This is a genomic window from Nocardia jinanensis, from assembly GCF_014645735.1.
In the GTDB taxonomy this organism is placed as follows: domain Bacteria; phylum Actinomycetota; class Actinomycetes; order Mycobacteriales; family Mycobacteriaceae; genus Nocardia; species Nocardia jinanensis.
In genome coordinates this window covers 17,555-41,453 of the sequence record NZ_BMMH01000032.1, presented here as the reverse complement: position 1 = coordinate 41,453, position 23,899 = coordinate 17,555, and the positions used below count along the sequence as shown (strand labels likewise).

The following is a 23,899-nucleotide window of genomic DNA, read 5'->3' as shown; positions in this document are numbered from 1 at the left end:
TGTCTTAATGACTCTAAATATTCTAGACCATATAAGGAGTTGCTATGGAGCGTTGGTGGTGGGTCCTTCTGGCGGTTGTGGTGGTCACGACGGCGGTGGGGTGGCGGCAGTCCAGATCCGCTCACATGCGTGACGGCGCCCGGTCGGCCTGCGATCGCAAGGTTCGGCGATGAAGGCCCTCGTGGTGGGCGGCGGTATCGGCGGGCTGGCCGCCGCGGTGGCTTTCCACCAGCACGGCTGGGAGGTCGAGGTACTCGAACGCGCATCGGAGATCACCGAAATCGGTGCGGGGCTGTCGATCCAACCCAACGGGTTGCGCGCCCTGGACACGCTCGGCCTCGGTGGCCTCCTGCGCACCGGTGGGCAGGCCGGCCCGCCGCGGGGCATCCGAGCCGCCGACGGCGCCTGGTTGATCCGCAACGATATCGAAGAACTGGAACGGCGCTTCGGCCGGTGGGCGATCATTCACCGGGCCGCACTGGTGGACATCCTGCGCGCGGCTCTCCCCGCGACTGCCCTGCGACCGGGAACCACCGTGCGGCAGGTACTGCCCGACGGCACGATCCACTACGACGGCGGTACCGCCAGCGCGGATCTCGTGATCGGCGCGGACGGCCTGCACAGCGTGACCCGACGCTCGATCTGGCCGCAGGCCGCCGGCCCACGCTACGTGGGATACACCACCTGGCGCCTACTCACCGCGCCTCATGTCGTCGAGGGCAGCGTCGAAATATGGGGTAGGGGCGAGCGGTTCGGCTACCTTCCGATGCCCGACGGCCGCGTCTACTGCTATCTGATGGGTAACGCCCCCGCCGGATCTCGTACGGGGCTGGATCGACTGCGTGACCGGTTCGCGCGCTGGCACGACCCTGTTCCGGCCCTACTCGATGCCGCACGCCCGGATGCCGTCCTGCAGCACGACACCTACGAGCTTCCGAATCTGCGCACCTACGTCCGCGGGAAAATCGCGATTCTCGGGGACGCCGCGCACGCCATGGCCCCCAACCTCGGACAGGGTGCCTGCCAGGCACTCGAGGACGCCGTCACGCTCGCCGCGGCTGTGCACACCCTCGGCGTCGACGCGGGATTGGCGGAATACGACCGCCTCCGCAGGCCCCGCACCCAGATGATCGCCCAGCTCTCGCGCCGGGTCGGCGCGCCCGCGCACTGGACCTCACCATTGGTGACCGCGCTACGCGACACCACGCTTCCCCTTCTACCCAGCGCACTCTTCGGCCGTTCGGTGACGCCCGCCTACACCTGGACGCTCTGATCCCCAGAACTCCTATCCCCCGAGCGATACGAAAGGTTCTGGCTCGATGCCCTTCCCGCGAATCGTGATCGCCGCTGTAGCGGTGATCACGATGGTCGGCGCCGTACTCGCCGACCTGGTTGTCCCAGACCTGGCCGCACAGCACGCTTTCAACCCGAATCGGCCGCCACACGCGAAGTTCCACGACGCTCAATACATGGTGATGACGGTGCTTCTCGGCATCATCGGCCTGGCGCTCGCCCTGCGACCGGGCCGGGACGCACGCGGCCGGACGCTGTGCGTCGCAGCAGTTGTGGCCACCCCGTGGCTCGGGATGGCCGGCGCGCTCCTGTTCCCCGGCAGCCACCTACGATCCCGAGTTCGCCGATCGCACCGTTTTCGTTCTCGGCCTGCACGGCCAGGTCTTCTCGGCGCTGATCCTGCTCACGGCCCTACTCGGCGCCGCGGCGCGGCATCGCTGCGGCGCCCGGACCCGCACTGAGTCATATCGGGGCTGTCCGTCTGAGGTGTGACCTGGCCGACCAGTGTCGGCAACAACCCCTTTTATGGACACTCATGTCCGGGGCACGCCTCGCTCGACTGCCGTATTCGGTGGTTACCGGTTCAGGGCGGCCGCGGTGTCGAGATCGCGGTAGGCGGCCGAACAGCGTTGTACGAGGGCGATCGCGATATCGGGGGCAGAGTTCTCGGAAGTCCTGTGTTCAGTTCCGGACTCGATCGTGGTTGTCGGCGAAGTCCAGGAAACGAGGGATCACCACTTCTTGGTTGGCCCACAGGAGGTCGTGTCCGATACCGGGGTAGATCTGCACATCGGCCGACGGAATGTGCTGCCGGGCACGAGCCGCCCCTATCTCGGGATTGTTGACGACCGTGTCGGCGCCGAACAGCACCAGGGTCGGCGCGGTGATGGCTGCCAGCTCTTCGTCGGTGAGCACTCGGTCCCATGGCATACCGGTCCGGAATTTCAAGCTCGCCATCACCATCGCGAACTCGTCCTCGGTGAGGTCGGCGCGAGGTGTCAGCCATGCGTTGAGTTTGCGCATGCGTTCGGGGGTCGGGCGCATGCCGGTGGCAAGGAATTTGAGCAGCAGGCTCCATTTCGGCTTGGCGAAGGTGGCCCCGCCGGGTTCGAACATGGTGAGGCTCGCCAGACGGTCGGAGTGGTAGACGCCGACCATGGTGGCCATCCAGGCGCCCAGGGAATTCCCGGCCAAGTGGACTCGACTCTCCCCGAGTCCGTCGAGCGTCTCGACCACCCACTTCGCCACGTCGGCGCCGTCGCGCACGGGCGCGGTCTGCACACAGCGACCCGGCCACCCGATGACATCCGGCGTATACACCACGCGCTCGCTCGCGAAATCCTCGATGAACCGCTGCCACACCAAGCCGTTGCCCGATATGCCGGGCAGAAGCAGAACCGGGGCGCCCTTTCCGCTTCCGGACTTGCGCACATGTGTCGTTCCGAACGATGTCTCGACGTCGAGGACGGTCGAAGGAATCGGCCATCGCTCTGCCCCTGCGTCGTAGATGCGCAGAAAGTTGGTCTTCGCCTCGTCGCTGGTGAAACGCCCGATCTTCGGCATGAGCTCTCTCCTCCGAGTTTTATAGTATGAGCATACTATGTTAGATGGTACGGGCATACTATGAAACCGGAATTCTTCGAACCAGCGACAAGGAGTGAACCGGTGCCACGATTGGTCGACCACGAACTGCGGCGGCGGCAGATCACCAGTGCGGTGCGGCGACTCATCGTTCGTGGCGGATTGGACGCCGTGGCTTTCCAGTCGGTCGCCGCCGAAGCCGGGTTTTCGGTGAGCCTTGTGCAGTACTACTGCGGGACCAAGAAAGACCTCCTCCTCGCTACCCACCGATCGGTGATGGAAGACGTCGGTGCCCGATTCGCGCAGCGCTGGGCCGGTCTGGGCGAAGACCTGACGCCCCGCGAAGCCGTCCACGCGGTACTGACCGAACTACTGCCTCTCGACGATCAGCGTCGAGAGGAAACCATCGTTCTCGGAGTATTCGGCACGGCATCGATCACCGGCCAGGGCATCACCCCCGAGGAAACGCTCACGGCCTCACGCCTTCTGGTCTCCATCCTCGCGGACCAACTCGGGCGAGCACCCCGCCTCGAACCGTCGGTGAATCGAATCGATCTCGTCGCCGAACTCATCACGGCCGCTATCGCCGGGATCGCCCAGGGCATGATCCAAGGCCACGGGACAGCCGAGCTGGCACTCGAACTCGTCGACCAGCAACTCGACCTCATCCTCGGAAGACAACACTGAAGCCCACCCGAGTCGGTTGTCGGGAATCCGGGGCGCTGGTGGCCCGGTGAGGGATTCACCGACTCGCCGGGTCAGTAGGTAAGAGGCTGAAGAGCACTGAGTCGCGGCGACCTCCCTTGAACGGGAGATGGGATCTCAAGAGCCCTTCGCGCGTAAAACCACTTCGTTCAGCGACCTTTTGAGAGGCCAGGTTGTCCGGGCCGCAGGTCAGTTCCAGTCGCGCGACGGCGAGGTCGTCGAAAGCCCAGCGGGCCAAAAGCCGCACGGTTCGCGTGGCACTGCCACGGCCGCGCGCGCGGCCGGCGAGCCAGTATCCGACCGCGGCCCGCCCTTCAGCGACAGCGATGTCGTAGATCGATGCCCCACCCCACACCCGGCCGAGGTCGCTCGCGTCGACGATCGCGAACCCGATCGCCGCGCCGCGCATTCGAGCTACTTCTTCTTCTCCTCCTGCCCAGCTCAGCTGGTGTTGTTCGGTGAAAGGCTCGTTTGATCCCCAGGAGAACCGCTGGCACAGGGGGTCGGAGAAGCCGGCAAATCTCTGCGCGTGGTCGCTCGGACGCCAGGCGCGCAGGGTCACTACTCCGTCGGTGAGTTCAGGATCGGGAAAAGGTAACTCGGACATGGACGAAAGCTACGAGACGGTCCGCGAGGGTGAGCCTTCCTCTGCCCTGCGGGACCGGTAGTTTGTGGTCGAAGTGTCCGGTGCATACCCCTCCGGCCGTTCACAGACGGTGGTTTGCGAAGGGCGAGGGGACCGTACCGCTGTCACGGCGGGCAGGGGCGTCACGCGATGGTGGGCTGCCGTCTCCCCTGCTCTCTCAGGAGAAGGTGAGGATGACGCAGCCGCCGACCGGGCTGGATTCGCCCTCGACGCCGGTGCCGCCGCCAGCGCCGCTGGTGCCACCAGTGCCTCCGGTGCCGCCGCGGCCGGTTTCTGGGCGGCAGGCGTTTCGCAACGTATACACCGGTTCCGTCCTGGCCTGCACAGCAGTGTGCCCCAGCGGATACCGGCCTCGATCGGTTCGCTATGCCGTTGAGAGACCTGTCCAGAACTCGATCGCCAGCGCCGCGAACTCGTCGGCACGTTCGATCTGTCGCACATGCCCGGTGTCGCGGAACAGGTGGGTGCGGGCGTGCGGGCGAATAGCGCCGATAGGTCATCGCGGCCGTGCATACTCGCGACGTGGGTTGACCTTGACCCAAGGTCAGGGTGCACGCTGAACGGGTGACCAACCTCAACTCCACCTGGACCGGCATGGTGCCGGTCGACGACACTGCACTGGCCGTGACCGACACCGGTGGGATCGGCCCTTGCGTGATCTACCTCAATGGCCAGTTCGCCAATCAGGCGTACTGGCGGCACGTCATCGCCGATCTCGGCAGCGAGTACCGGCACATCACCTATGACATGCGGGCCCGCGGCCGATCGAAGCGTTCGGCCGCAGCCGCCTCGTTCGAGACGCACGTCCGTGACGTCGACGCCGTCCTTGCGGCCAGGGGCGTGGACCGGCCGATTGTGGTCGGCTGGTCCTACGGCGCGACGGTCGCGCCGCACTGGGCCAGCCGGAATTCGGACCGCGTCCTGGGGGTGGTGTCCGTGGACGGCGCCTTCCCGTACGACTACCCCGACGCTCCCCCGGAACAGGTCCGGCGGTTTTGGCGCCGGATGCGCTGGCTGCTGCCAGTGCTCTCCAGGCTGGGCATGGCCGCGAAGATGTCCGCCGAGCAGCATGCCCAGAGCAACATCGAGCTCATCGAGATCTGCGCCGCCCTCGACCCGATCCTGGACAGTCTGACCTGCCCGGTCCGATACGTCGTCGCCACGGGCGCCAACCTCGGAGGCAGCCATGATGAAATGGAAAGCGCGCGCGCCACCCTCACCCCAGTACTCGCCGGCAACCCCAACATCAAGCTGAGCGCGAAGGTCGCCAGCAACCACAGCAAGATCCTGAGCAAGGACTTCCGCGCCGTGGCGGGCGCGGTTCGCGAGCTCGCCGGCACCCCGCGATCACGAGGTCGGCAGAGCAGATGACGGACGGCGTCACGATCGGCCAGGCGGCGGCATTCGCCGACGTCACGGTGAAAACCATTCGGCACTACCACCAGCACAGGCTGATCGACGAACCCCGGCGCGACAGCTCCGGCTACCGACGCTACGGATCGGCCGACCTGCTGCGGCTGATCCAGATCCGGACGCTGGCCGCCGCCGGCGTACCGCTGGCCGAGATCGGGGCGATACTCGACGCCGATCCCGACCGGTTCGCCGCCACACTTGTCGACGTCGAACGGCGCCTCACCGACCGGATCGACGATCTGATCGCGCGGCGTGGGACGCTGCGCCGGCTCGCCACCGGCGACCGGGCCCTGCTGCCCGATCGCGCTCTCGCCCTCCTGGACAGGGCCCCCGATCTCGGCTTCACCCCGGACGACGTGACGATGGCCCGGGAGGGCCTGGTGCTGATCAAAGCCCTGGTGCCGGAGGGCTTCGACGACTACATCTGCCGGATCGAGCGCGCCCTCGACGATCCTCAGTACATGTCGTTGATCAAGCGCATGTGGCGTGCCGCCGAGTGGGAGCCGGACGACCCCCGGGCCGACGAACTCGCCACGGCCATCGCCGACCACTTCCTCGCCCATCCCGCACTGCTGCCCATCCCGGCCGGACTCCAGGCCCGCACCGACAGTGCGATCCGGTACAGCCTGCTCACTCACCACGGACAAGAGCAGAAGCCAGTCTGGACCCGACTGACCGCGTTGATCGAAGCGCGTCTGCGCTCGTCCGGCATCGACATCGCGGACCAGATGCCCATTGACTGAGCCCTGAAATCGCACCCCCCGCTTTCCACCGCAGGTCGGGCCCACCCCGACCTCCTGAGCCAGGGGCACTCTGGCGGCTCACGGCGCAGCCGTGGGCCTTCGGGTCTATGTCAGCGGCTTCTTCCTGGTCAGCCGCCGGGTCATGAGCGTGATCCAGGCAACGGTCAGGTGTGCTTCGCTGTGCGTGGGGCGTTACGGGCCGGGCACCTACTACCCCGATTCGCTGCCAGGCCACCCGCGGATCCATATCGCCGACGCTGCCGCCCGGACCGTGCCGCTGCTGGAGGCGCCGAGCGGTGTGGTCGTGCTCGCCGACGAACCGGACGACTGACGGTTCGAGGCCATCGCGGATGATCCGGTGCCGCGACAACGCCGAGTTCCACCGCGCGGGGAGCCGCTGGCGCGCATCGCCGACGTGCGCGTGCTCGCGGTCCGCCGTGAACGCCTCGACGAGTTCACAGCCGCGCGTACAAGAGTCATTTGGCACCCCGAAATGCTGCACGCCCGACGAAACGCCGGTGAGGGTCACTTATCGGCGGTCGGAAGCAGCGCACTCGCCGACTGCGAAGCGCCGTCCCCGTAGGCGCGCGGAAGACAGCGGTCGCGGCCGCGGGGCCTGCGAAGTTCAGTATCTCCCCCTCGGGGCGGGGGCGAGAGCAGCGGATCAGGCGCCGAGCCAGAGGGCTGCGGCCGAAAGGACGGACCAGGCGAGCAAGGCGAGACCAGAATCGCGCAGGGCGGGTATCAACTCCAGTCCACCCCGGTTCGCCCGGACGGGAGCATTCGCGCGGACGGCCAGGGGGACGGCCAGCAGGCCGGCCAGGGCCCAGGGGGTGCGGGCCACCAGTACCAGGGTCATCAGGAACGGGATCAGCAGCAGCACCAGATGTACGGTGCGGGTGCGGGTATCGCCCAGTTTCACCGCCAGCGTCGTTTTACCGGTTTCGGTGTCGGTCGGGATATCGCGCAGGTTGTTGGCCACCAGTACCGCGCTGGAGAACGCCCCGACCCCGACCGCCAGCGCGCCTCCGGCCCAATCGATCCGGAGCGCTTGGACATATTGCGTCCCCAGTACCGCCACCAGGCCGAAGAAGACGAAAACGGCGATCTCGCCGAAACCGCTGTAGCCGTAGGGTTTGCTACCACCGGTGTAGAACCAGGCGCCGGCCAGGCATATCGCGCCGACCAGCAGCAGCCATGGGGCCGACCACAGCGCGAGCAGCAGACCCAGTACCGCGCCGACCGCGAGGCTCGCGACCGCCGCGCCCCGGACCGCGGCGGGGGAGGCCAGTCCGGAGCCGACGAGCCGAAGCGGGCCGACGCGTTCGTCGTCGGTGCCGCGGATACCGTCGGAATAGTCGTTGGCGTAGTTGACGCCGATGATCAGCGCCATAGAAACACCGAGGGCGAGTAACGCTTTCCACCACACCGCGCCGTCGATGGCGGCCGCGGCGCCGGTACCGGCCACGACTGGGGCGATCGCGTTCGGCAGAGTTCGGGGCCGGGCGCCCTCGATCCATTGTGCTGCGGTAGCCATCTCCGCAGCCTAATGGGCGCGACCGGGCTGGGCCCATCCACAGACCGCGCACAGCAGGGGCAAGGCTGAGGTGCGCCTGGTGAGGACCGCGGCGGTCGGCACCTGTTTGTCCGGATAGAGGGCGTCGGCGGCAGAGCGGGGTGAAGGTATGCCCCAGGGGCGCGCTCGGGCGAAGCCGCCGGCCGCTCGAACACGGTCGGAGCGAACGCGGGGGTACGCCGAGCGGGTCGGGCCGGTGTCACGCTGCCCGGCCGGGATCGTGAGGTAGCGGTGGCGGTGCGCCGCGGAAACGCTACTTGCCCGATCGGGTTACCGGGGGCATCCTCGACAACGTTGGACTGATCTTCCTCTCGGTGGGTAGTCGCCCGTCGAGGCCTATACGGAGGAGAGGAGCCCGCCATGGCCCAGCGTGACAAGCCGAACCGTCCGATCGAGCCCGGCACCTACGACGCGGTGCCCGAAGCCGATCGTGCCGAACAGGCCGCACCGGCCTACCCCGACGATGCCCCCTACACCGATATCGATCCCCGTTCGGTGCCCGACGATATGCCGGTACCCGATGGACCCGCCCTGGTCGGCGCCGGCCGGGACGAGTGGACCGCGAATCCGGCCGATATCGTCGAACAGGCCATCCCGGTCCCTCTGGGCGACGACTACGACGGCGACTACGACGACAACGACGAACCCTGATCCGGCGAGCGGTCTGCGGCGGGACCTGCCGCGGACCGCTCGGTCAGGACGCGGACTCGGCCAGCAGTTGTCTGCGCAATGCGCCGCGATCGGGTTTTCCCGGGCCGAGCAGCGGGATCTCGTCGACGAGGGTGAGTTCGCGCGGTACCGCCACGGCGTCCAGTTCGGCCAGGATGTGTTCGCGTAGTTCGTCCAGGGTGGGCGCGGTGCCCACAGCGGGTACCACCGCGACCGCGACCCGCTGGCCCAGCCGCTCGTCGGGTAACCCGAGCACCACACATTCGGAGACGGCGGGATGTGACGCCAGTACCGCCTCCACGACCTGCGGGATCACCAGCAGGCCGCCGGTGCTGATCGCCTCGTCCAGCCGGCCGAGGACGCGCAGCGCGCCGTCCTGGAAGACGCCCGCGTCGTCGGTGCGGAACCAGCCCGGCTCGGCGAAAGCCGGATGGTCGGGCATATTGCGGTAACCGGCGGCGATCATATCGCCGCCGAGCAGGATGCGATCGTTCTCGATCCGCACCTGGGCCCCGGTCAGCGGGACACCGTCGTAGACGCAGCCGCCACAGGTCTCGCTCATTCCGTAGGTCCGCACGACATTGATCCCGGCGTCCCGGGCCCGCTCGTAGACCGGGGCGGGGGTCGCGGCGCCGCCGATCAGCACCGCGTCCAGCTCGGCCAGCGCGGCTCTCGCGGCGGGCGCTTCCAGGACCTTGATCAACTGTGTGGGGACCAGCGAGGTGTACCGGCGTTCGCCGCGCATACCCGCGATCGCCCCGGCCAGCGCCTCGGGCAGGAAGCCGCCGGAGACATCCACCACGGTCGGCTCGGTACCCGCCAGCAACGACCGCAGCAACACCTGCAATCCGGCGATGTGATGGGTGGGCAGGGCGAGCAGCCAGCTACCCGGGCCACCGAGGCGTTCATGGGTGGCATCACCGCTGGCCCGCAGTGCGGCCGCGGTCAGCAGGGCGCCCTTCGGAACCCCTGTCGTACCGGAGGTGGTGACCACCAGCGCGATATCGTCACCGATCGGTTCCCCGGGTGCGAGCGCGTCACCGAGGCGACGGGCTTCGCGCCGATCACTGGCCGGAACCGGCAGCCAGGCAGCCGAACCGCTGCCATCGAGAACCTGCCGCAGATGCGGCAGCACATCATTGATTCCGCTGCCGGTGGGGATGGGCAGAGTACGCAAGGTTTTGGTCACGGCCGCGCCTTGTCTCCGGCACACCGGAGGGCCGCGATTCGCTCGCTGCGCTCGCTCACGGCAGCGATGGTGTCATGTCCGCCGGAAAGCGGACAGCAGGGGTCGATACTGCCGGAACCGGGGGCCGGAGCCGGCTGATCGGATTGGGCTGGGCCAGGCATGGGACTGCGATTCACTCGTCGGACGGTACGAAAGCGGTCGCACCGGGCGTCGGTGATCGGGCGGCCATCCGATCGTATCGTCGCCCGGGGGACCGGGGGTTGGCAACCCGGCAGAAAACTTCCGCCCGTACCGGCTCAGCGGTTGTCCCGCCGGATCGGATGGTCCTCCGGCACCTCGACCAGTACGATCGGCACCCCGTCCGGGTCCTTCAGCCACATTTCCACCAGGCCCCACGGTTCGGTCACCGGTGCCCGGTCGATCGCCACGCCGTTGAGCGTCAACTCCACCGCCACCGCGGAGACATCGCGCACCTGCAACCAGATCGCTCCCGCGAACCCCCGCGGATCCGACTCGGCCGCGCCGTGGCCCGCCACCTCGATCAGCGACTGCCCGGCGAAGAAAACCGTTCCGCCCGGATATTCGCGATAGATCGCGAGGCCGAGGGAGTCCCGGTAGAAAGCGAGGGTGGTCGCGTAGTCCCGGGGGCGCAGGATGAGGCGGCTGCTGAGGATGTCCATCGTCGGAAAGTCTAGGGGCGTGGAGGCGATGGTGTGTCCGATTTGCACCCCGGGGCTTCGACCCGCGACGCCGAGAATTCAGAAGTACCAGGGGTAGGGCGTCCAATCGGGCGCCCGCTTCTCCAGGAACGAGTCCCGTCCCTCGACCGCTTCGTCCGTCATGTACGCCATCCGCGTCGCTTCCCCCGCGAACAACTGCTGTCCGACCAACCCGTCGTCGGCCAGGTTGAACGCGTATTTGAGCATGCGCTGGGCCTGCGGGGACTTCCCGTTGATCGCCGCCGACCATTCCAGGGCGACATTCTCCAGCTCGGCGTGGTCGACGACTTCGTTGACCGCGCCCATAGCGTGCATATCCTCGGCTGTGTAGGTGCGGCCCAGGAAGAAGATCTCGCGGGCGAATTTCTGACCCACAAGTTTGGCGAGGTAGGCGCTGCCGTAGCCGCCGTCGAAGCTGCCCACGTCGGCGTCGGTTTGTTTGAAACGGGCGTGTTCACGGCTGGCGAGGGTGAGGTCGCAGACGACGTGGAGGCTATGGCCGCCACCGGCGGCCCAGCCGTTGACCAGCGCGATCACTACTTTGGGCATAAAACGGATGAGGCGCTGGACCTCCAGGATGTGGAGCCGCCCGGCGCGGGCCTTGTCCACCGTGTCGGCGGTGTCTCCGCTGGCGTACTGGTAGCCGCTGCGGCCGCGGATGCGCTGGTCGCCGCCCGAGCAGAACGCCCAGCCGCCGTCCTTGGGGCTGGGACCGTTGCCGGTGAGCAGGACGGCGCCGACATCGGCGGTCATCCGGGCGTGGTCGAGGACGGCGAAGAGTTCGTCGACGGTATGCGGCCGGAAGGCGTTGCGTACCTCCGGGCGGTCGAACGCGATTCGGACGGTGCCCTGTTCGATGTGGCGGTGGTAGGTGATGTCGGTCAGGTTCTCGAACCCGGCCACCTCGCGCCACAGCGTCGGATTGAACGTCATAGGGTGATTACATCAGGCTCGGCGGCGCCGCCGGCGGGCCGTTGAGTTCACCACATATGAGCCGAAATGTTTGGACGCCGTATAACCCAGAGTTACGGTGCCTCTATGAGCGAGCAGACCCAACCGACGATCGACGACAGCGCTGTCGACGAAGATCGGTACGAGCGGCACGGCGGGTTCCCGAAGGTCACCCCGGCCCGGGTCGGGCCCGAATTCGGCGCATTCGTCGAGGCCATGCGTACGCTCCAGGACCTCGCTGTCTCGGCCGACGCCCCCGATGAGGTGTTCGGCGCGGCCCGCGAACAGGTGAACGCGCTGATCGATCTGCTCGAGCCCTATCGCGCCCCGGAACAGCAGGGACCGGCGGGCCGGGCCGTCGAACTTCCCGGGCGCGGCAGCCTGCTCCTGCTGCCCTGGCGCACGGTCTCGGCCGGACCCGACGGCATCGTGATGCAGGGCGTGTTCCGCCGCTTCCATCTCGGCGGCAACTCCGCCGCGCACGGCGGCGTCCTGCCGTTGCTGTTCGACGACCTGTTCGGAATGACGGTGCACTACGCCGGGCGCCCGATCAGCCGGACCGCCTTCCTGCATGTGAACTACCGCAAGGTCACTCCGCTGGATACGCCGTTGACGGTGCGCGGCCGGGTCGAGCGCATCGAGGGCCGCAAAACTTTCATCAGCGCCGAACTCGTCGATGAAGAAGGCGCCGTGCTGGCCGATAGTGAAGGGCTGATGGTTCAACTCCTGCCCTGGCAACCGTGATCGGTCGCCCCGGCGGGATACCGCCATGGCGTCCTTGACGGGACTTCCGATTTCGTCGGGCCGGGGATCGCACGGTTTTGCCCGGTCATGCCGCCGGGGATGCTGCTCAGCGCGGTCCGGCCCGCCGAATCGCCCGGACGCGTAACACTTCCATGGTTGCGGAGGTGTCATCTCCGTCTGTTGCTTACCCATGCGGGGCGGAAAGTACTCCTGCGGGTGATGCGTATAGTTGCGTTGCCCGTCCATACGAGTACTGATCCGGAGGATCCTTAAATTGGTTGCAGCACTGTCTGAATCACTGCTTGACGAGACAACGCGCCCGGCCTTCCTCGCCGACGCCGTCCAGGTCCTGGACGCCGAGGTCTCCGATAAGGGTGGTGCGTCGGGTCTTGCCGTGAAGGGTGGGTACGCGGCGGTGAAGAAGATCAGCCCGTCCATCGTGCCCGACGCCCTGGAATCGCTGGCGCCCAAGCTGCTCGAGCAGCTCCAGCCTTACTGGGGTGAATTCCAGGCCGGTGGCACCGGCTCCTTCGGTGAGCTGCTGAGCTCCAAGGGTGACGAGGTCGCCGAATCCCTGCTGACTGTCACCGACGCGCGTGCCGCCTCCTCCAGCCGCCCGGCGCTGCAGAAGGTCTACAACTCGATGCGTTCCTCGGCGAAGAAGAACGTCATCGAGGCGCTGCCGCGGCTCGGCGAGCTGGTACAGAAGCACGCCGGCTGACCGACGTGTGATCAGGCCGCGCATGCGCGCGGCACGTGGGGGGCCTCGACGACGAGGTCCCCAACGGGGGGAGTAGACGGGGGTGTTCGAAATCCGGCCAGTGGCGCGCCGGGGGTGGAGCCGCTGGGATCGTTGTCCACGGAGTTCCGTGACGACTCATGGGTGTGAGCAGGCCGACGCAGACGTAGCGGCCGTGGTCTGACAGGCTGGAGGCGTGAATCCGTCAACAGCGCAGGCGCGGGTGATCGTCGACGAACTCGTACGCGGTGGGGTTCGAGAAGTCGTACTGTGTCCCGGCTCGCGTAATGCTCCGCTCGCGTTCGCCCTGCAGGCCGCCGACGCCGCGGGCCGACTCCGGCTGCATATGCGCATCGACGAGCGGACCGCCGGATTCCTGGCGATCGGCCTGGCCATCTCTTCGGGCACCCCGGTTCCGGTGGTGATGACCTCGGGTACGGCAGTGGCCAACCTGGGGCCCGCGGTACTGGAGGCCAATTACGCTCGGGTACCGCTGATCGTGCTCAGCGCCAATCGCCCGTACGAGATGCTCGGAACCGGCGCCAATCAGACGGTCGAGCAGCTCGGCCTTTTCGGCAGTCAGGTCCGCGCGACCATCAGTCTGGGTCTCGCCGAAGCCGAGTCGGCCGCCGATTATCCGCGGCAGAACAGTGTCTGGCGTTCATCGGTGTGCCGAGTGCTGGCCGCCGCGCGCGGGACCCGGTCGGGTAATGCCGGTCCGGTGCACTTCGATATCCCGCTGCGTGAACCGCTGGTGCCCGATTCCCGGGAGGGCGAGACCATCCCCGCCGGACGCGGCACCGAGCAGCCCTGGACGGCAACGCAGTACGCCACGCTCGACGTCGCGCTCGATATCGATCTCACCCCCGATACGGTGGTGATCTCCGGGCACGGCGCCGGGCTGCGCACCGAGCTGGCCGCGCTCCCGACGGTCGCCGAACCCACTGCGCCCGTACACGGCCCGACCCTGCATCCACTGGCGTTGTCGCTGCTGAAACCCCGCCAGGCCATCATCACCGGCCGGCCCACGCTGCACCGGCAGGTTTCCCGGGTGCTGGCCGACCCCGAGGTCACCGTGTACGCGCTGACCACCGGCCCGCGCTGGCCGGATGTCTCGGGCAATGTGGTGGGCACCGGGACCCGTGCGGTGACGACCGGTGCGCCCAGCGCGGAATGGCTGGCCCGCTGCCGTGAGCTCGACCAGCGAGCCTGCTCGGTGGTGCGCGAGGAACTGTCCCGGCATCCGAAACCCACCGGTTTGCATGTGGCCGCGGTGGTGCTGGATACCCTGGGCGAGGGCGACCAGCTGCTACTGGGTGCGTCGAACCCGGTACGTGATGCCGCACTGGTGTCCGCGCCGCGGCCCGGCGTGCGGGTGCTGTCCAACCGAGGCGTCGCGGGTATCGACGGCACGGTGTCGTCGGCGGTCGGCGCGGCGCTGCACCATCCGGGCCGGACCGTCGCGCTCATCGGCGATCTCACCTTCCTGCACGATGCGTCCGGTCTGCTGATCGGGCGCGGTGAACCCCGCCCCGAGGATCTGACCATCGTGGTCGCCAACGACGACGGGGGCGGTATCTTCGAACTCCTCGAACAGGGCGACCCCCAGTACGCGGGTGTTTTCGAGCGGGTCTTCGGCACCCCGCACGGTATGGATCTGTCGGCACTGTGCGCCGCGTACCGGATTCCGCACCGGCAAGTGGGCCTGGACGAACTGGCGACCGAACTGACCGGGTCCGCGAACGGGTTCCGGGTGTTGGAAGTCGTCACCGATCGGGCCGGGCTGCGGGATCTGCACACCGCGGTCCGGACGAATGTCGGGGCCTAGGCGTACCTCCGCATTCGCTCCGGCCGTGCGCTCCTTGCGTACCTCCGCGTTCGCTGCGGCCGTGCGCTCCTTGCGTATCTCCGCGTTCGCTGCGGCCGTGCGCGTCCGTATCGCCGGGTCCGATCACAGCTCGGTCGGGTGTGATCCCGGCCGGTAGCGGTTCGGTATGTTTTGCGCCGCGGCCGGTGAATTTCATCGGCCGGGTTCGTCGGTACAGGTGGATCCACCGACTCCGAGGAGCCCCGATGCAACCCGAATTCGACCTGTCGTCGGCAGCGGCCGCGCTCGCCGATACCGTCGCCGCGATCGGCGACGAACAGCTCGACGTCCGAACTCCCGCCGATCTCTCGGTCCGCGCGATTCTCGAACATGTCGGCGGACTGGCGGAGGCGTTCCGTGCCGCGGCGACCAAGGAGGCGGCCGGGAAGTCCGCGGCACCCGAATTCGATTCCGCCGCAACCCTGGCGCCCGACTGGCGGACCCGTATCCCGGCGCAGGTGAAAGCCCTCGCCGAGGCATGGCAGGAGTCCCCGGCGTGGCAGGGCGATACCGAGGCCGGCGGGGTCACCATGCCCGCGGCGATCACGGCGCGCGTCGCGCTGGACGAATTGGTCGTCCACGCCTGGGATCTGGCCCGTGCCACCGGTTGTGACGTCGAGGTGGCCGAAAGCGATCTCGAAGTACTGCTGGAGTTCTTGCAGGACACTCCGCCGGAGGGCACGCCCGGGCTCTTCGGGCCGGTGGTGCCGGTCGGGACGGGTGCTCCGCTGCTGCATCGGGTCCTGGGACTGACGGGGCGCGATCCGTTCTGGATTCCCAAGGCGCGGTGAGGGGGCGCCCGTCCGCGGGCTCGTCCGAGCGATGGCGGGCCCGGACGGCTGTGCTCACCGGACGGTGAAGACTCCGGCCGCCGCCGCGTTCGCCGCGCTTTCGGCCGCGACACGGGCGGCGTGCTCGTCGATGGGGTCACCGCTGGCCAGCAGCCGGTAGTAGAGCGGGCCGGAGACGGCGCTGAGTACCGCGCGGGGGTCGGTTCCGGCCGGGACCTCGCCCCGCGCGACGGCGTCGGTGATACAGGGCGACCATTCGGCGAGCCGTACATCGTAGAACCGGTGCAGCGCGGCAGCTGTGCTCTCGTCGCAGGTCGCGGCGGCGATCACGGCGCGGAACAGGCGACCCTGCCGAGGGTCGGCGAGTGTTTTCGCGACCAGCCGGGCATTGGCGGTCAGATCGCCGAGCAGGGTGCCGGTCTCGGCGCGGGGCAGTGACTGGTCGGCCATATCCACCAGGAGGTCGGCGATGAGCCCGGTCGGGGTGCGCCAGCGGCGATAGACCGTCGTCTTGCCGACATCGGCGCGGGCCGCGATATCGGCGAGGTCGAGATCGGCGAAGCCGTGTTCGGCGAGCAGATCGCCGGCGACCTCCAGTACCGCGGCCCGTACGCGGGCGGTGCGGCCGCCGGGGCGAACAGATCCGGGGGTGGCCACCTCTTCAGTCATAACGGAACTCCGGTTTCATTTATCGTTCGGCAGGTGTATGTTCGGGTTTGTTAACGAAACCATAGACCCTTTAGGAGTCGAAATGGAATACCGGCGGTTGGGTACCTCGGGTCTGGTCGTGCCCGCGCTGAGCTTCGGCGCGGGCACCTTCGGTGGACGCGGCGAACTGTTCGAGGCCTGGGGCGATACCGATGCCGACCAGGCGCGCAGGCTCGTCGACATCAGCCTCGACGCGGGCGTGACCATGTTCGATACGGCTGATGTCTATTCCGACGGAGCCTCCGAGGAGGTGCTCGGCGCCGCGATCCGCGGCCGCCGCGATCGGCTGCTGCTGTCCACGAAGGCCGGTCTGCCCATCGGCCCGGGCCCCTACGACGCCGGAACCGGCCGGAGCCGCCTCATCGCGGCGGTGGAGGCTTCGCTCACACGGCTGGGCGTGGAGCATATCGATCTGTTCCAACTACACGCGTTCGACGCGCGGACCCCAGTGGAGGAGGTCCTGCACGCGCTCGACGATCTGGTCCGTGCGGGCAAGATCCGCTATATCGGGGCCTCCAATTTCGCCGGCTGGCAGTTGATGAAATCGCTGGCCGCGGCGGATCGGCACGGTCTGACCCGCTATATCGCCCATCAGGTCTACTACTCACTCGTCGGCCGCGATTACGAATGGGAGCTGATGCCGTTGGGGCTGGCCGAGGGGGTGGGCGCCGTGGTCTGGAGTCCGCTCGGCTGGGGGCGGCTCACCGGCAAGATCCGGCGCGGACAGCCGCTGCCCGCAGGCAGCAGGCTGCACCGGACCGCCGAGGCGGGCCCGCCGGTGGATCAGGAACATCTCTACGACGTGGTCGATGTACTGGACGAAATCGCCGCCGAAACCGGCCGATCCGTGCCGCAGATCGCGCTCAATTGGCTGCTCACCCGGCCCACTGTCGGCACGGTGATCATCGGCGCGCGCAACGAGGAACAGTTGCGGCAGAACCTCGGGGCGATCGGCTGGGAGCTCACCGCCGACCAGCTCGCGCGTCTCGACAAGGCGAGCGCACTCACCCCGCCCTACCCCTATTACCCCTACTACCGCCTGCCCGATTTCGCGCGGCTCAACCCGCCGGCCGCCTGAGGACGGCGGATCCGGAGCGGGGAGTCAGTACACGTCGCGGACGTAGCGTTTCTCGGCGATGAGCTGCTTCTTGAAGGCCAGCGCCCCGTCCTCGTCGAGTTTGCCGTGGATGCGGGCGATACGCAGCAGCGCGTCGTCCACATCCTTGGCCATCCGCGCGGCATCGCCGCAGACATAGAAGTGGGCGCCGTCGCGCAGCCACGACCACAGCTCGGCACCGTGTTCGATCATGCGGTGCTGCACGTAGATCCGTTCCCGCTGGTCCCGGGAAAATGCCAGGTCCAGCCGGGAGAGGTGACCGGTCCGGAACATATCCTCCAATTCGGTCCGGTAGTAGAAGTTCTGGGCCGCGTGCTGGTCGCCGAAGAACAGCCAATTGCGGCCGGTGGCACCTCGCGCGCGACGTTCGTGCAGGAAACCGCGGAACGGCGCGATACCGGTGCCGGGTCCGACCATGATCATGGGGGCGCCGGGATCCAGTGGTGGTCGGAAATGCGGTGCGCGCTGGAGGAATATCGGCACCGTAGCGTCCGCGGACCGGTCGGCGAGGAAAGTGGAGCAGACACCGCCGCGCCGGGCCGCCGACCCCGCGGCGATCGGATCGCCGTAGCGGACGATCCCCACGGTGAGTTCGACCCGGCTCGGGCTCACCAGTGGACTCGACGAGATCGAATACTGCCGCGGCTGCAATTTCTTCAGGGCCTCCAGCCACTCCACCAGGTCGGCGCGCACCGGGAAATCACGCAGGACATCCACCAGCTGGCGATCCCACAGATACGAGGCCAGCTCGTTGCGGTTGTCGCGGCGCAGCAGTTTGGCGAGCCGGTTGCTGGGGTTGTGCGCGGCCACGAATTCCAGCAGATCGCGGGAGACCTTGGTGATGTCGTAGTGGGTGCGCAGCGCCTGTTCCAACGGCATCTCGGCACCACCGGCCGCGACCCCGCGGCGGCCGTCGAAGCCGGTCGCCGCCAGCCATTCCCCGACCAGCGACGGGCAGTTGGTCGGCCACACCCCGAGGGAATCGCCCACTTCGTACCTGGCGTCCAGCCCGTCCAGGCCGAAACTGATCCGCCGGACCTCCTTCTCGGCGTCCGGCGCGGTCAGTACCTCGTTGCCGACCAGCGGTGCGGTGACCGGTGCGGTGCGGGTGAATGCGGTGGGCGCGATTCGGCGAACCGGAAGCGGAGCGGGTGCGGTGCGTTCCAGAACGCCGGTCGCGGTGCCGGTACCGGACGGGAATCCGACGCTCTCCCGTGGGCTGCCACCGCCGGACTCCGCGCCGGAACCGGTATCACCGGACAGTGCGGCGATCACCATATCCAGCCACTGCGCGCCCGGTTCGCCGAAATCGGGTTCACAGTCCTGGCGAGGTAGCAACCGGGTCGCGCCCCGGTCGGCGAACAGGGTGTCGAGTTTGCGGCCGTGCCCGCAGAAATCGTCGTAGGAGGAGTCGCCGAGTGCGAACACCGCGTACCGCATCCCGGTCAGCCGCATCGCGCTGTCATCGAGCCGGGTCCAGAAATCCGCGCCGTTGTCCGGTGGTCCGCCGTCACCGAATGTACTGGTGACGACCAGAACATCGCCGGAGAGCACGTCGAGTTCGCAGGAGTCCATATCGAGCAGCCGCGGGGCGAGCCCGGACTCGGTGAGCCGCTGAGCGGCGGTCGCGGCGAAATCCTCGGCATTGCCGGTCTGCGATGCCCACAGCACCGAGACGGTCCGGGCGGGAGGTGCTGGGGCGGGATCGCCGGCGGCCGCCGGATCGGCGGGCACACCACGCGAATACATGCCGGCCAGGAGACCGTCCACCCACAGCCGGCCGCGCTCCGACAGTGGTGCGGACGACGGCAGTACCGGTTGCCCGGACACCGGTAGTGACTGGAGTGCGGCGAGATAACCGCCCAGGTAGATCCGTTCGGTCTCGCTGAGCGTCGGCGTGGCCGCTGTATCCAGGCCGAGAATTGTGGCCAGGGGGTGGACGCCGGGTGCGGATTCCGGCGCGTTCGCGGGTGTTTCCGGGGTGTGCGCCCGGGTCATCGGCGCGACCCGGCGCAAGGCGACCGCGCACGCCTTGAACTCCGGTTGCAGGGAATCGGGATCGACGGCGTCGTGGGTCACCGCGTTGACGGTCAGGTATTCGCCGTGTTCGTCGTTCCAGTGGAACGGCGCGAAGCAACCACCGGGTCGTACCCGGTCAGTGATCCGGGCGGGCAGTACCGCGCGCCCGCGCCGCGAGGTGATCTCCAGTTGATCGCCCGGGTCCAGCTCCAGGGCGCGGGCGTCGTCGGGATGGACCTCCACGAACGGTTCGCCGTTGAGTTTGTTGAGTTTGCCGACACGTCCGGTCTTGGTCATCGAATGCCACTGGTGTTGCAGCCGGCCCGTATTGAGCAGGAACGGGTAGTCGTCGTCGGGCATTTCGTCGGGCAGCATATGCGGGCGCGGCCAGAACACGGCCCGTCGGCTCGGCGTCGGGAAGGCCAGCCGCGGCTCGTTACCGTCGGCATCGGTGTAGAGCGGCCGGCTCACACCGTCGTTCAGGTATCGGATCGGGTTGCGTCGCTGTCCGGGGTCGGGGCACGGCCACTGCATCGGACCCTCGCGCAACCGGTCGTAGGTCATACCGCTGAGGTCGTAACCGGTGGCGGGATTGGCGAAACGACGCAGTTCGTCGAATACTTCCGCGCTCGAGGTGTACTCGAAACCGGGGAAGCCCATCGCGGTCGCCACCTGCGCGATCAGCTGCCAGTCCGGTCGGGCATCGCCCGCCGGGTCGATCGAACTGCTCAGCAGGGTGACATTGCGTTCGGAGTTCACCATCACCGAATCCGCCTCGGCCCACAGCGTGGCCGGCAGCAGGATATCGGCATAGGTGTTGGTGGCGGTTTCGGTGTAGGCGTCCTGCGCTATCACCAGTTCGGCCGCTTCCAGGCCCGCGATCACCGTCTTCCGGTTGGCGACTGTCGCCACCGGATTGGTGCAGATGATCCACGCGGCCTTGATATCTCCGGCCGCTAGTTCGCGGAACATCTCGATGGTGCCGGGCCCGGCCTCGGCGCGCAGCGTCCCCGGCGGCAGTTCCCAGGCATCCTCCACGAAGGCACGGTCGGTGGCATTCAGCACACTGCGCTGCCCGGGCAGACCTGGACCCATGTAACCCATTTCGCGGCCACCCATGGCGTTCGGCTGGCCGGTCAGCGAGAACGGCCCGCTGCCCGGACGGCAGAGGGCGCCGGTGGCCAGATGCAGGTTGCACAGCGCGTTGGTGTTCCAGGTTCCGTGCGTCGACTGGTTGAGCCCCATGGTCCACAGGCTCATCCATTCACCGGCCTCCCCGATCCAGCGCGCGGCGGTACGAATGGATTCTTCGGTCAGGCCGGTCAGCGCGGCCACTTTCTCCGGTGTGTAGTCGGCGAGGAACTCGGGCATGGCGTCCCAGCCCTCGGTGTGCTCGGCGATGAAGTCGGCATCGATATCACCGGCTTCGACCAGGAGATGCAGCAGGCCGTTGAGCAGGGCCAGATCCGTACCGGGCGCGATCTGCAGAAACAGATCGGCGCGCGCGGCGGTATCGGTGCGCCGCGGATCCACCACGATCAGTTTCGCGCCCGACTTGAGCCGGTCGGCCATGCGCAGGAAGAGGATGGGGTGGCAGTCGGCCATATTCGCGCCGATCACGAAGAACAGGTCGGCATGCTCGAAATCGTCATAGGACCCCGGCGGCCCGTCGGCTCCCAGCGACTGTTTGTAGCCGGTGCCGGCACTGGCCATACACAGCCGGGAGTTCGCTTCCATATGGATGGTCCGCAGATGACCCTTGGCGAGTTTTGTGGCCAGGTACTGGGCCTCGAGTGACATCTGTCCGGATACGTACAGCGCGATGGCGTCGGGGCCGTGCTCATCCAGGATCCGGCGCAGCCGTGTCGCGGTCTCTCGCACTGCCTCGTCCACACCGACCGGTTGCGGCTCCACTCCGCGTTCGGGCCGCCGGTAGGCGGTGGTCATCCGGCCCGGTGCCCGCATCAGCTCCAGGTGGGTGGCGCCTTTGGTGCACAGCCGCCCGGAGTTCGACGGATGCAGTTTGTCCCCACTGACCTTGGCGATGACCGGCGCACCGGAGGTATCCGCCTGGGTGGTGACCTCGATTCCGCAGCCGACGCCACAGTAGGAGCACGCCGTCCTGGTCGTGCCCGCCTGCCGGTCGCGGTGTCGATCGGGCATATGCGAGGGCCCTGCGTGGTGACGGTCCGCTACCGCCTCCGGGCGTGACTCGCTCGTGCTCTGTCCATCGGGCATGGGCGGGGGCCCAGCGTGGTTACGCTTCGCTGCCGCCTCCGGGCGTGACTCGCTCGTGCCGTATGCCTCGGACATGCCTCCGATCGTGCCCGCGGCCGATTTCCTCGGGTTTGCCCGATGTTATCGCCGGATGACATTCCACTTCACCGGCGAGAATCACAGCTGTGAGGTAGATGAACCGGCCGCGTCCGGGCGGATCAGCCGCCGAGTTTGTATCCCCGATGCAGGGCGACCACGCCGCCGGTGAGGTTCCGCCATTTCGCCCCGGACCACCCCGCGTCGGCCACCCGGCGACCCAGTTGCCGCTGATCGGGCCACGCGCGGATGGATTCGGCCAGGTAGACGTAGGCATCCGGGTTGCTGCTCACGGCCCGGGCCACCCGCGGGAGCGCCTTCATCAGGTACTCCATGTAGAGGGTTTCGAACCCTGGGATGACCGGTGTGGAGAACTCACAGATCACCAGCCGGCCGCCGGGTTTGGTGACTCGCAGCATCTCCCGCAGCGCGAGATCGGTATCGGCGACATTGCGCAGCCCGAACGAGATGGTCACCGCGTCGAAGGAATTGTCGGCGAAGGGCAGCGCCATGGCGTCCCCGGCGACCATGGGTACCTGCCGGAACCGGCCCGCGGCCAGCATGCCCTGTGAGAAATCGGTCGCCACACACCAGGCGCCGGACCGGCCCAGTTCCACGGTGGACACCCCGGTGCCCGCGGCGAGGTCGAGCACTCGCTCGCCGGGCCGCGGATCGATGGCCTTGCGGGTCATCCAGCGCCAGTAACGGTCCTGACCGGCCGAGATCACGGTGTTGGTCAGGTCGTATCGTCGCGCCACCCCGTCGAACATCGACGCGACCTCGTGCGGTTGCTTGTCCAGCGAGGCCCGGACCGATTGTGTTTTCACCACATCCCGACCCTAATAGGCGCAGCCGGGCGAAGCCCGTCCGCAGCCCGCGCACGGCCGGAGCGAAGGCGGAGGTACGCCTAATAGGCGCAGCCGGGCGAAGCCCGTCCGCAGCCGCGCACGGCCGGTGAGGCGCGCACTGTCAGGCCGAACGCGATAACCGGTATTCGGTGCCGATCACCTCGGCGTAATGGCCCATGAGTTCGGTGCAGATGGCCGGCCAAGTGCGATGCAGCACCGATTTCCGGGCCGCCGTGGCGAACCGGTCGCGCTGCGGAATATCACGCAGCGCGGCGACCGTGCTGGGCAGCAGTTCGGTGAAATCGCTCACCGGCAGCAGATACCCGTTACGGCAATGCGCGATCAGATCACGGGGACCGCCGGCGTCGGGGCCGATCACCGGAACGCCGGAGGCCAGCGCTTCCTGCACTCCCTGGCAGAACGTCTCGTGCTCACCCGGATGAACCATCACGTCCAGGCTCGCGTAGGCGCGGGCGAGTTCGTCGCCGCCGAGTTCGCCGGTGAAGATCGCGTCCGGCAGCAGTCCGGCGAGTTTCTGCCGCTCGGGCCCGTCGCCGACGATCACCAGGCGCACGGACGGGTCGTGGGCCAGGACCGCCAGCCGCTCCACATGTTTTTCCGGCGCCAGCCGGCCGACGAAACCCACCAGCAGCCTCTCGCCGCCGCCGAGCCACTCTTCGCGCAGCTCCCGGCTCCGCGCGCCCGGGGTGAACCGGGCCGTATCGACCCCTCGACCCCATTTGTGTACCCGCGGGATGCCGTGCCGGGCCAGATCCTCGACCGCCGCGCTGGACGGTGCCAGCGTCCGGACCGCGCCCTCGTGGATCCGCCGGGTCCAGCCCCACGCGGCGCGGGCCGCCAGGCCCAGTCCGTAACTCTTCGCGAACCCCGCCACATCGGTCTGGTACACCGCCACCGCGGGCAGGTCCAGCCGCAATGCGGCCGCCAGACCGCCCGCACCGAGCAGGAACGGTGAGGCCAGATGAACCACATCGGGATCGAAATCGTCCAGGATGCCGACCATGCCCGGTTGCGGCAGCCCCACCGGCAGTGAACTGATCTTCGGCACCATCACCGCCGGAACCCGGTGGACCGGGAATCTGCCGTGCGACCGGGGCGCGGGCGGCTGCCCGCGGAGGGTATCGGGCGCGATGACCAGGGCTTCGTGCCCGTGCCGGTCCAGATGATCCAGCACTCGGAGTACCGAGTTCACGACGCCGTTCATATTCGGAAGAAATGACTCCGCAACGATGGCTACGCGCACCCGG

At 67.9% G+C, this 23,899-nt stretch carries 22 protein-coding genes; 12 read left to right on the top strand and 10 right to left on the bottom strand.

The features are described from left to right. Positions 1-169 precede the first annotated feature (169 nt). The gene (locus IEY68_RS33235) at positions 170-1,273 is read left to right on the top strand and encodes an FAD-dependent monooxygenase (protein ID WP_058855050.1); all 1,104 of its coding nucleotides are present in this window, start codon (positions 170-172) and stop codon (positions 1,271-1,273) included. A gap of 46 nt (positions 1,274-1,319) precedes the next feature. Next, positions 1,320-1,754, top strand: coding sequence for a DUF6640 family protein (locus tag IEY68_RS36990; protein WP_308435007.1), 435 nt, complete (start codon positions 1,320-1,322; stop codon positions 1,752-1,754). 220 nt (positions 1,755-1,974) lie between these two features. On the opposite strand, the gene IEY68_RS33230 is transcribed toward IEY68_RS36990, so the two are convergent. Further along, positions 1,975-2,856, bottom strand: coding sequence for an alpha/beta fold hydrolase (locus IEY68_RS33230; protein WP_058855049.1), 882 nt, complete (start codon positions 2,854-2,856; stop codon positions 1,975-1,977). A 102-nt stretch (positions 2,857-2,958) separates the two neighbouring features. Here IEY68_RS33230 and IEY68_RS33225 point away from each other — a divergent pair, with 102 nt between their 5' ends. Then, on the top strand, positions 2,959-3,561 hold the full coding sequence (locus tag IEY68_RS33225; protein ID WP_058855048.1) for a TetR/AcrR family transcriptional regulator: 603 nt from the start codon (positions 2,959-2,961) through the stop codon (positions 3,559-3,561). Positions 3,562-3,616: 55 nt separating this feature from the next. Here the strand turns inward: IEY68_RS33225 and IEY68_RS33220 are convergent, their stop codons facing one another. Continuing rightward, on the bottom strand, positions 3,617-4,186 hold the full coding sequence (locus IEY68_RS33220; RefSeq protein ID WP_058855047.1) for a GNAT family N-acetyltransferase: 570 nt from the start codon (positions 4,184-4,186) through the stop codon (positions 3,617-3,619). Positions 4,187-4,789: 603 nt separating this feature from the next. Between IEY68_RS33220 and IEY68_RS33215 the strand changes: the two genes are divergently transcribed. The 3 genes from IEY68_RS33215 to IEY68_RS36610 all read left to right on the top strand — a co-directional run bounded on the left by IEY68_RS33215 (position 4,790) and on the right by IEY68_RS36610 (position 6,712). Then, complete coding sequence (locus IEY68_RS33215) at positions 4,790-5,596, top strand: alpha/beta fold hydrolase (protein WP_229719189.1); 807 nt, start codon at positions 4,790-4,792, stop codon at positions 5,594-5,596. Continuing rightward, the gene (locus IEY68_RS33210; protein ID WP_058855046.1) at positions 5,593-6,381 is read left to right on the top strand and encodes a MerR family transcriptional regulator; all 789 of its coding nucleotides are present in this window, start codon (positions 5,593-5,595) and stop codon (positions 6,379-6,381) included. Before IEY68_RS33215 ends, IEY68_RS33210 begins: the two co-directional genes overlap by 4 nt. A 91-nt stretch (positions 6,382-6,472) precedes the next feature. After that, positions 6,473-6,712, top strand: a complete 240-nt coding sequence (locus IEY68_RS36610; RefSeq protein WP_199804941.1) for a hypothetical protein — start codon at positions 6,473-6,475, stop codon at positions 6,710-6,712. A gap of 333 nt (positions 6,713-7,045) precedes the next feature. On the opposite strand, the gene IEY68_RS33200 is transcribed toward IEY68_RS36610, so the two are convergent. Next, a complete protein-coding gene (locus tag IEY68_RS33200; RefSeq protein WP_058855045.1) occupies positions 7,046-7,918 on the bottom strand; it encodes a 1,4-dihydroxy-2-naphthoate polyprenyltransferase in 873 nt (290 codons plus the stop codon). A 399-nt stretch (positions 7,919-8,317) separates the two neighbouring features. Here IEY68_RS33200 and IEY68_RS33195 point away from each other — a divergent pair, with 399 nt between their 5' ends. Next, positions 8,318-8,608: an Rv3202a family protein gene (locus IEY68_RS33195; RefSeq protein ID WP_058855044.1), complete on the top strand. Its 291-nt coding sequence runs from the start codon at positions 8,318-8,320 to the stop codon at positions 8,606-8,608. Positions 8,609-8,651: 43 nt separating this feature from the next. On the opposite strand, the gene menE is transcribed toward IEY68_RS33195, so the two are convergent. From menE to IEY68_RS33180, 3 genes are all read right to left on the bottom strand, one after another. After that, entirely contained in the window at positions 8,652-9,815 is a 1,164-nt protein-coding gene (gene menE / locus IEY68_RS33190) for an o-succinylbenzoate--CoA ligase (RefSeq protein WP_058855043.1), read from the bottom strand. 296 nt (positions 9,816-10,111) lie between these two features. Next, a complete protein-coding gene (locus IEY68_RS33185) occupies positions 10,112-10,495 on the bottom strand; it encodes a VOC family protein (protein ID WP_058855042.1) in 384 nt (127 codons plus the stop codon). Between the two features lie 78 nt (positions 10,496-10,573). After that, positions 10,574-11,467: a 1,4-dihydroxy-2-naphthoyl-CoA synthase gene (locus IEY68_RS33180; protein WP_058855041.1), complete on the bottom strand. Its 894-nt coding sequence runs from the start codon at positions 11,465-11,467 to the stop codon at positions 10,574-10,576. A 105-nt stretch (positions 11,468-11,572) separates the two neighbouring features. On the opposite strand from IEY68_RS33180, the gene IEY68_RS33175 reads away from it, so the two are divergent. The 4 genes from IEY68_RS33175 to IEY68_RS33160 all read left to right on the top strand — a co-directional run bounded on the left by IEY68_RS33175 (position 11,573) and on the right by IEY68_RS33160 (position 15,626). Further along, the gene (locus tag IEY68_RS33175; RefSeq protein WP_058855040.1) at positions 11,573-12,229 is read left to right on the top strand and encodes a PaaI family thioesterase; all 657 of its coding nucleotides are present in this window, start codon (positions 11,573-11,575) and stop codon (positions 12,227-12,229) included. A gap of 274 nt (positions 12,230-12,503) precedes the next feature. Beyond that, entirely contained in the window at positions 12,504-12,950 is a 447-nt protein-coding gene (locus tag IEY68_RS33170) for a DUF6918 family protein (protein ID WP_058855039.1), read from the top strand. 214 nt (positions 12,951-13,164) lie between these two features. Continuing rightward, the gene (gene menD / locus IEY68_RS33165) at positions 13,165-14,796 is read left to right on the top strand and encodes a 2-succinyl-5-enolpyruvyl-6-hydroxy-3-cyclohexene-1-carboxylic-acid synthase (RefSeq protein ID WP_058855038.1); all 1,632 of its coding nucleotides are present in this window, start codon (positions 13,165-13,167) and stop codon (positions 14,794-14,796) included. Between the two features lie 245 nt (positions 14,797-15,041). Further along, positions 15,042-15,626, top strand: coding sequence for a TIGR03086 family metal-binding protein (locus IEY68_RS33160; RefSeq protein ID WP_058855037.1), 585 nt, complete (start codon positions 15,042-15,044; stop codon positions 15,624-15,626). A 54-nt stretch (positions 15,627-15,680) separates the two neighbouring features. Here IEY68_RS33160 and IEY68_RS33155 read toward each other — a convergent pair whose 3' ends face one another. After that, positions 15,681-16,295, bottom strand: a complete 615-nt coding sequence (locus tag IEY68_RS33155; protein ID WP_058855036.1) for a TetR/AcrR family transcriptional regulator — start codon at positions 16,293-16,295, stop codon at positions 15,681-15,683. A gap of 82 nt (positions 16,296-16,377) precedes the next feature. Between IEY68_RS33155 and IEY68_RS33150 the strand changes: the two genes are divergently transcribed. Further along, complete coding sequence (locus tag IEY68_RS33150) at positions 16,378-17,412, top strand: aldo/keto reductase (protein WP_058855035.1); 1,035 nt, start codon at positions 16,378-16,380, stop codon at positions 17,410-17,412. A gap of 24 nt (positions 17,413-17,436) precedes the next feature. On the opposite strand, the gene IEY68_RS33145 is transcribed toward IEY68_RS33150, so the two are convergent. The 3 genes from IEY68_RS33145 to IEY68_RS33135 all read right to left on the bottom strand — a co-directional run bounded on the left by IEY68_RS33145 (position 17,437) and on the right by IEY68_RS33135 (position 23,895). Continuing rightward, positions 17,437-21,633 (bottom strand): bifunctional nitrate reductase/sulfite reductase flavoprotein subunit alpha, encoded by a 4,197-nt coding sequence (locus IEY68_RS33145; protein WP_063000791.1) that lies wholly within the window; start codon positions 21,631-21,633, stop codon positions 17,437-17,439. Between the two features lie 272 nt (positions 21,634-21,905). Further along, positions 21,906-22,553, bottom strand: coding sequence for a demethylmenaquinone methyltransferase (locus IEY68_RS33140; protein WP_058855033.1), 648 nt, complete (start codon positions 22,551-22,553; stop codon positions 21,906-21,908). Positions 22,554-22,752: 199 nt separating this feature from the next. Further along, positions 22,753-23,895, bottom strand: coding sequence for a glycosyltransferase family 4 protein (locus IEY68_RS33135; RefSeq protein WP_082681371.1), 1,143 nt, complete (start codon positions 23,893-23,895; stop codon positions 22,753-22,755). Between the last annotated feature and the right edge of the window lie 4 nt (positions 23,896-23,899).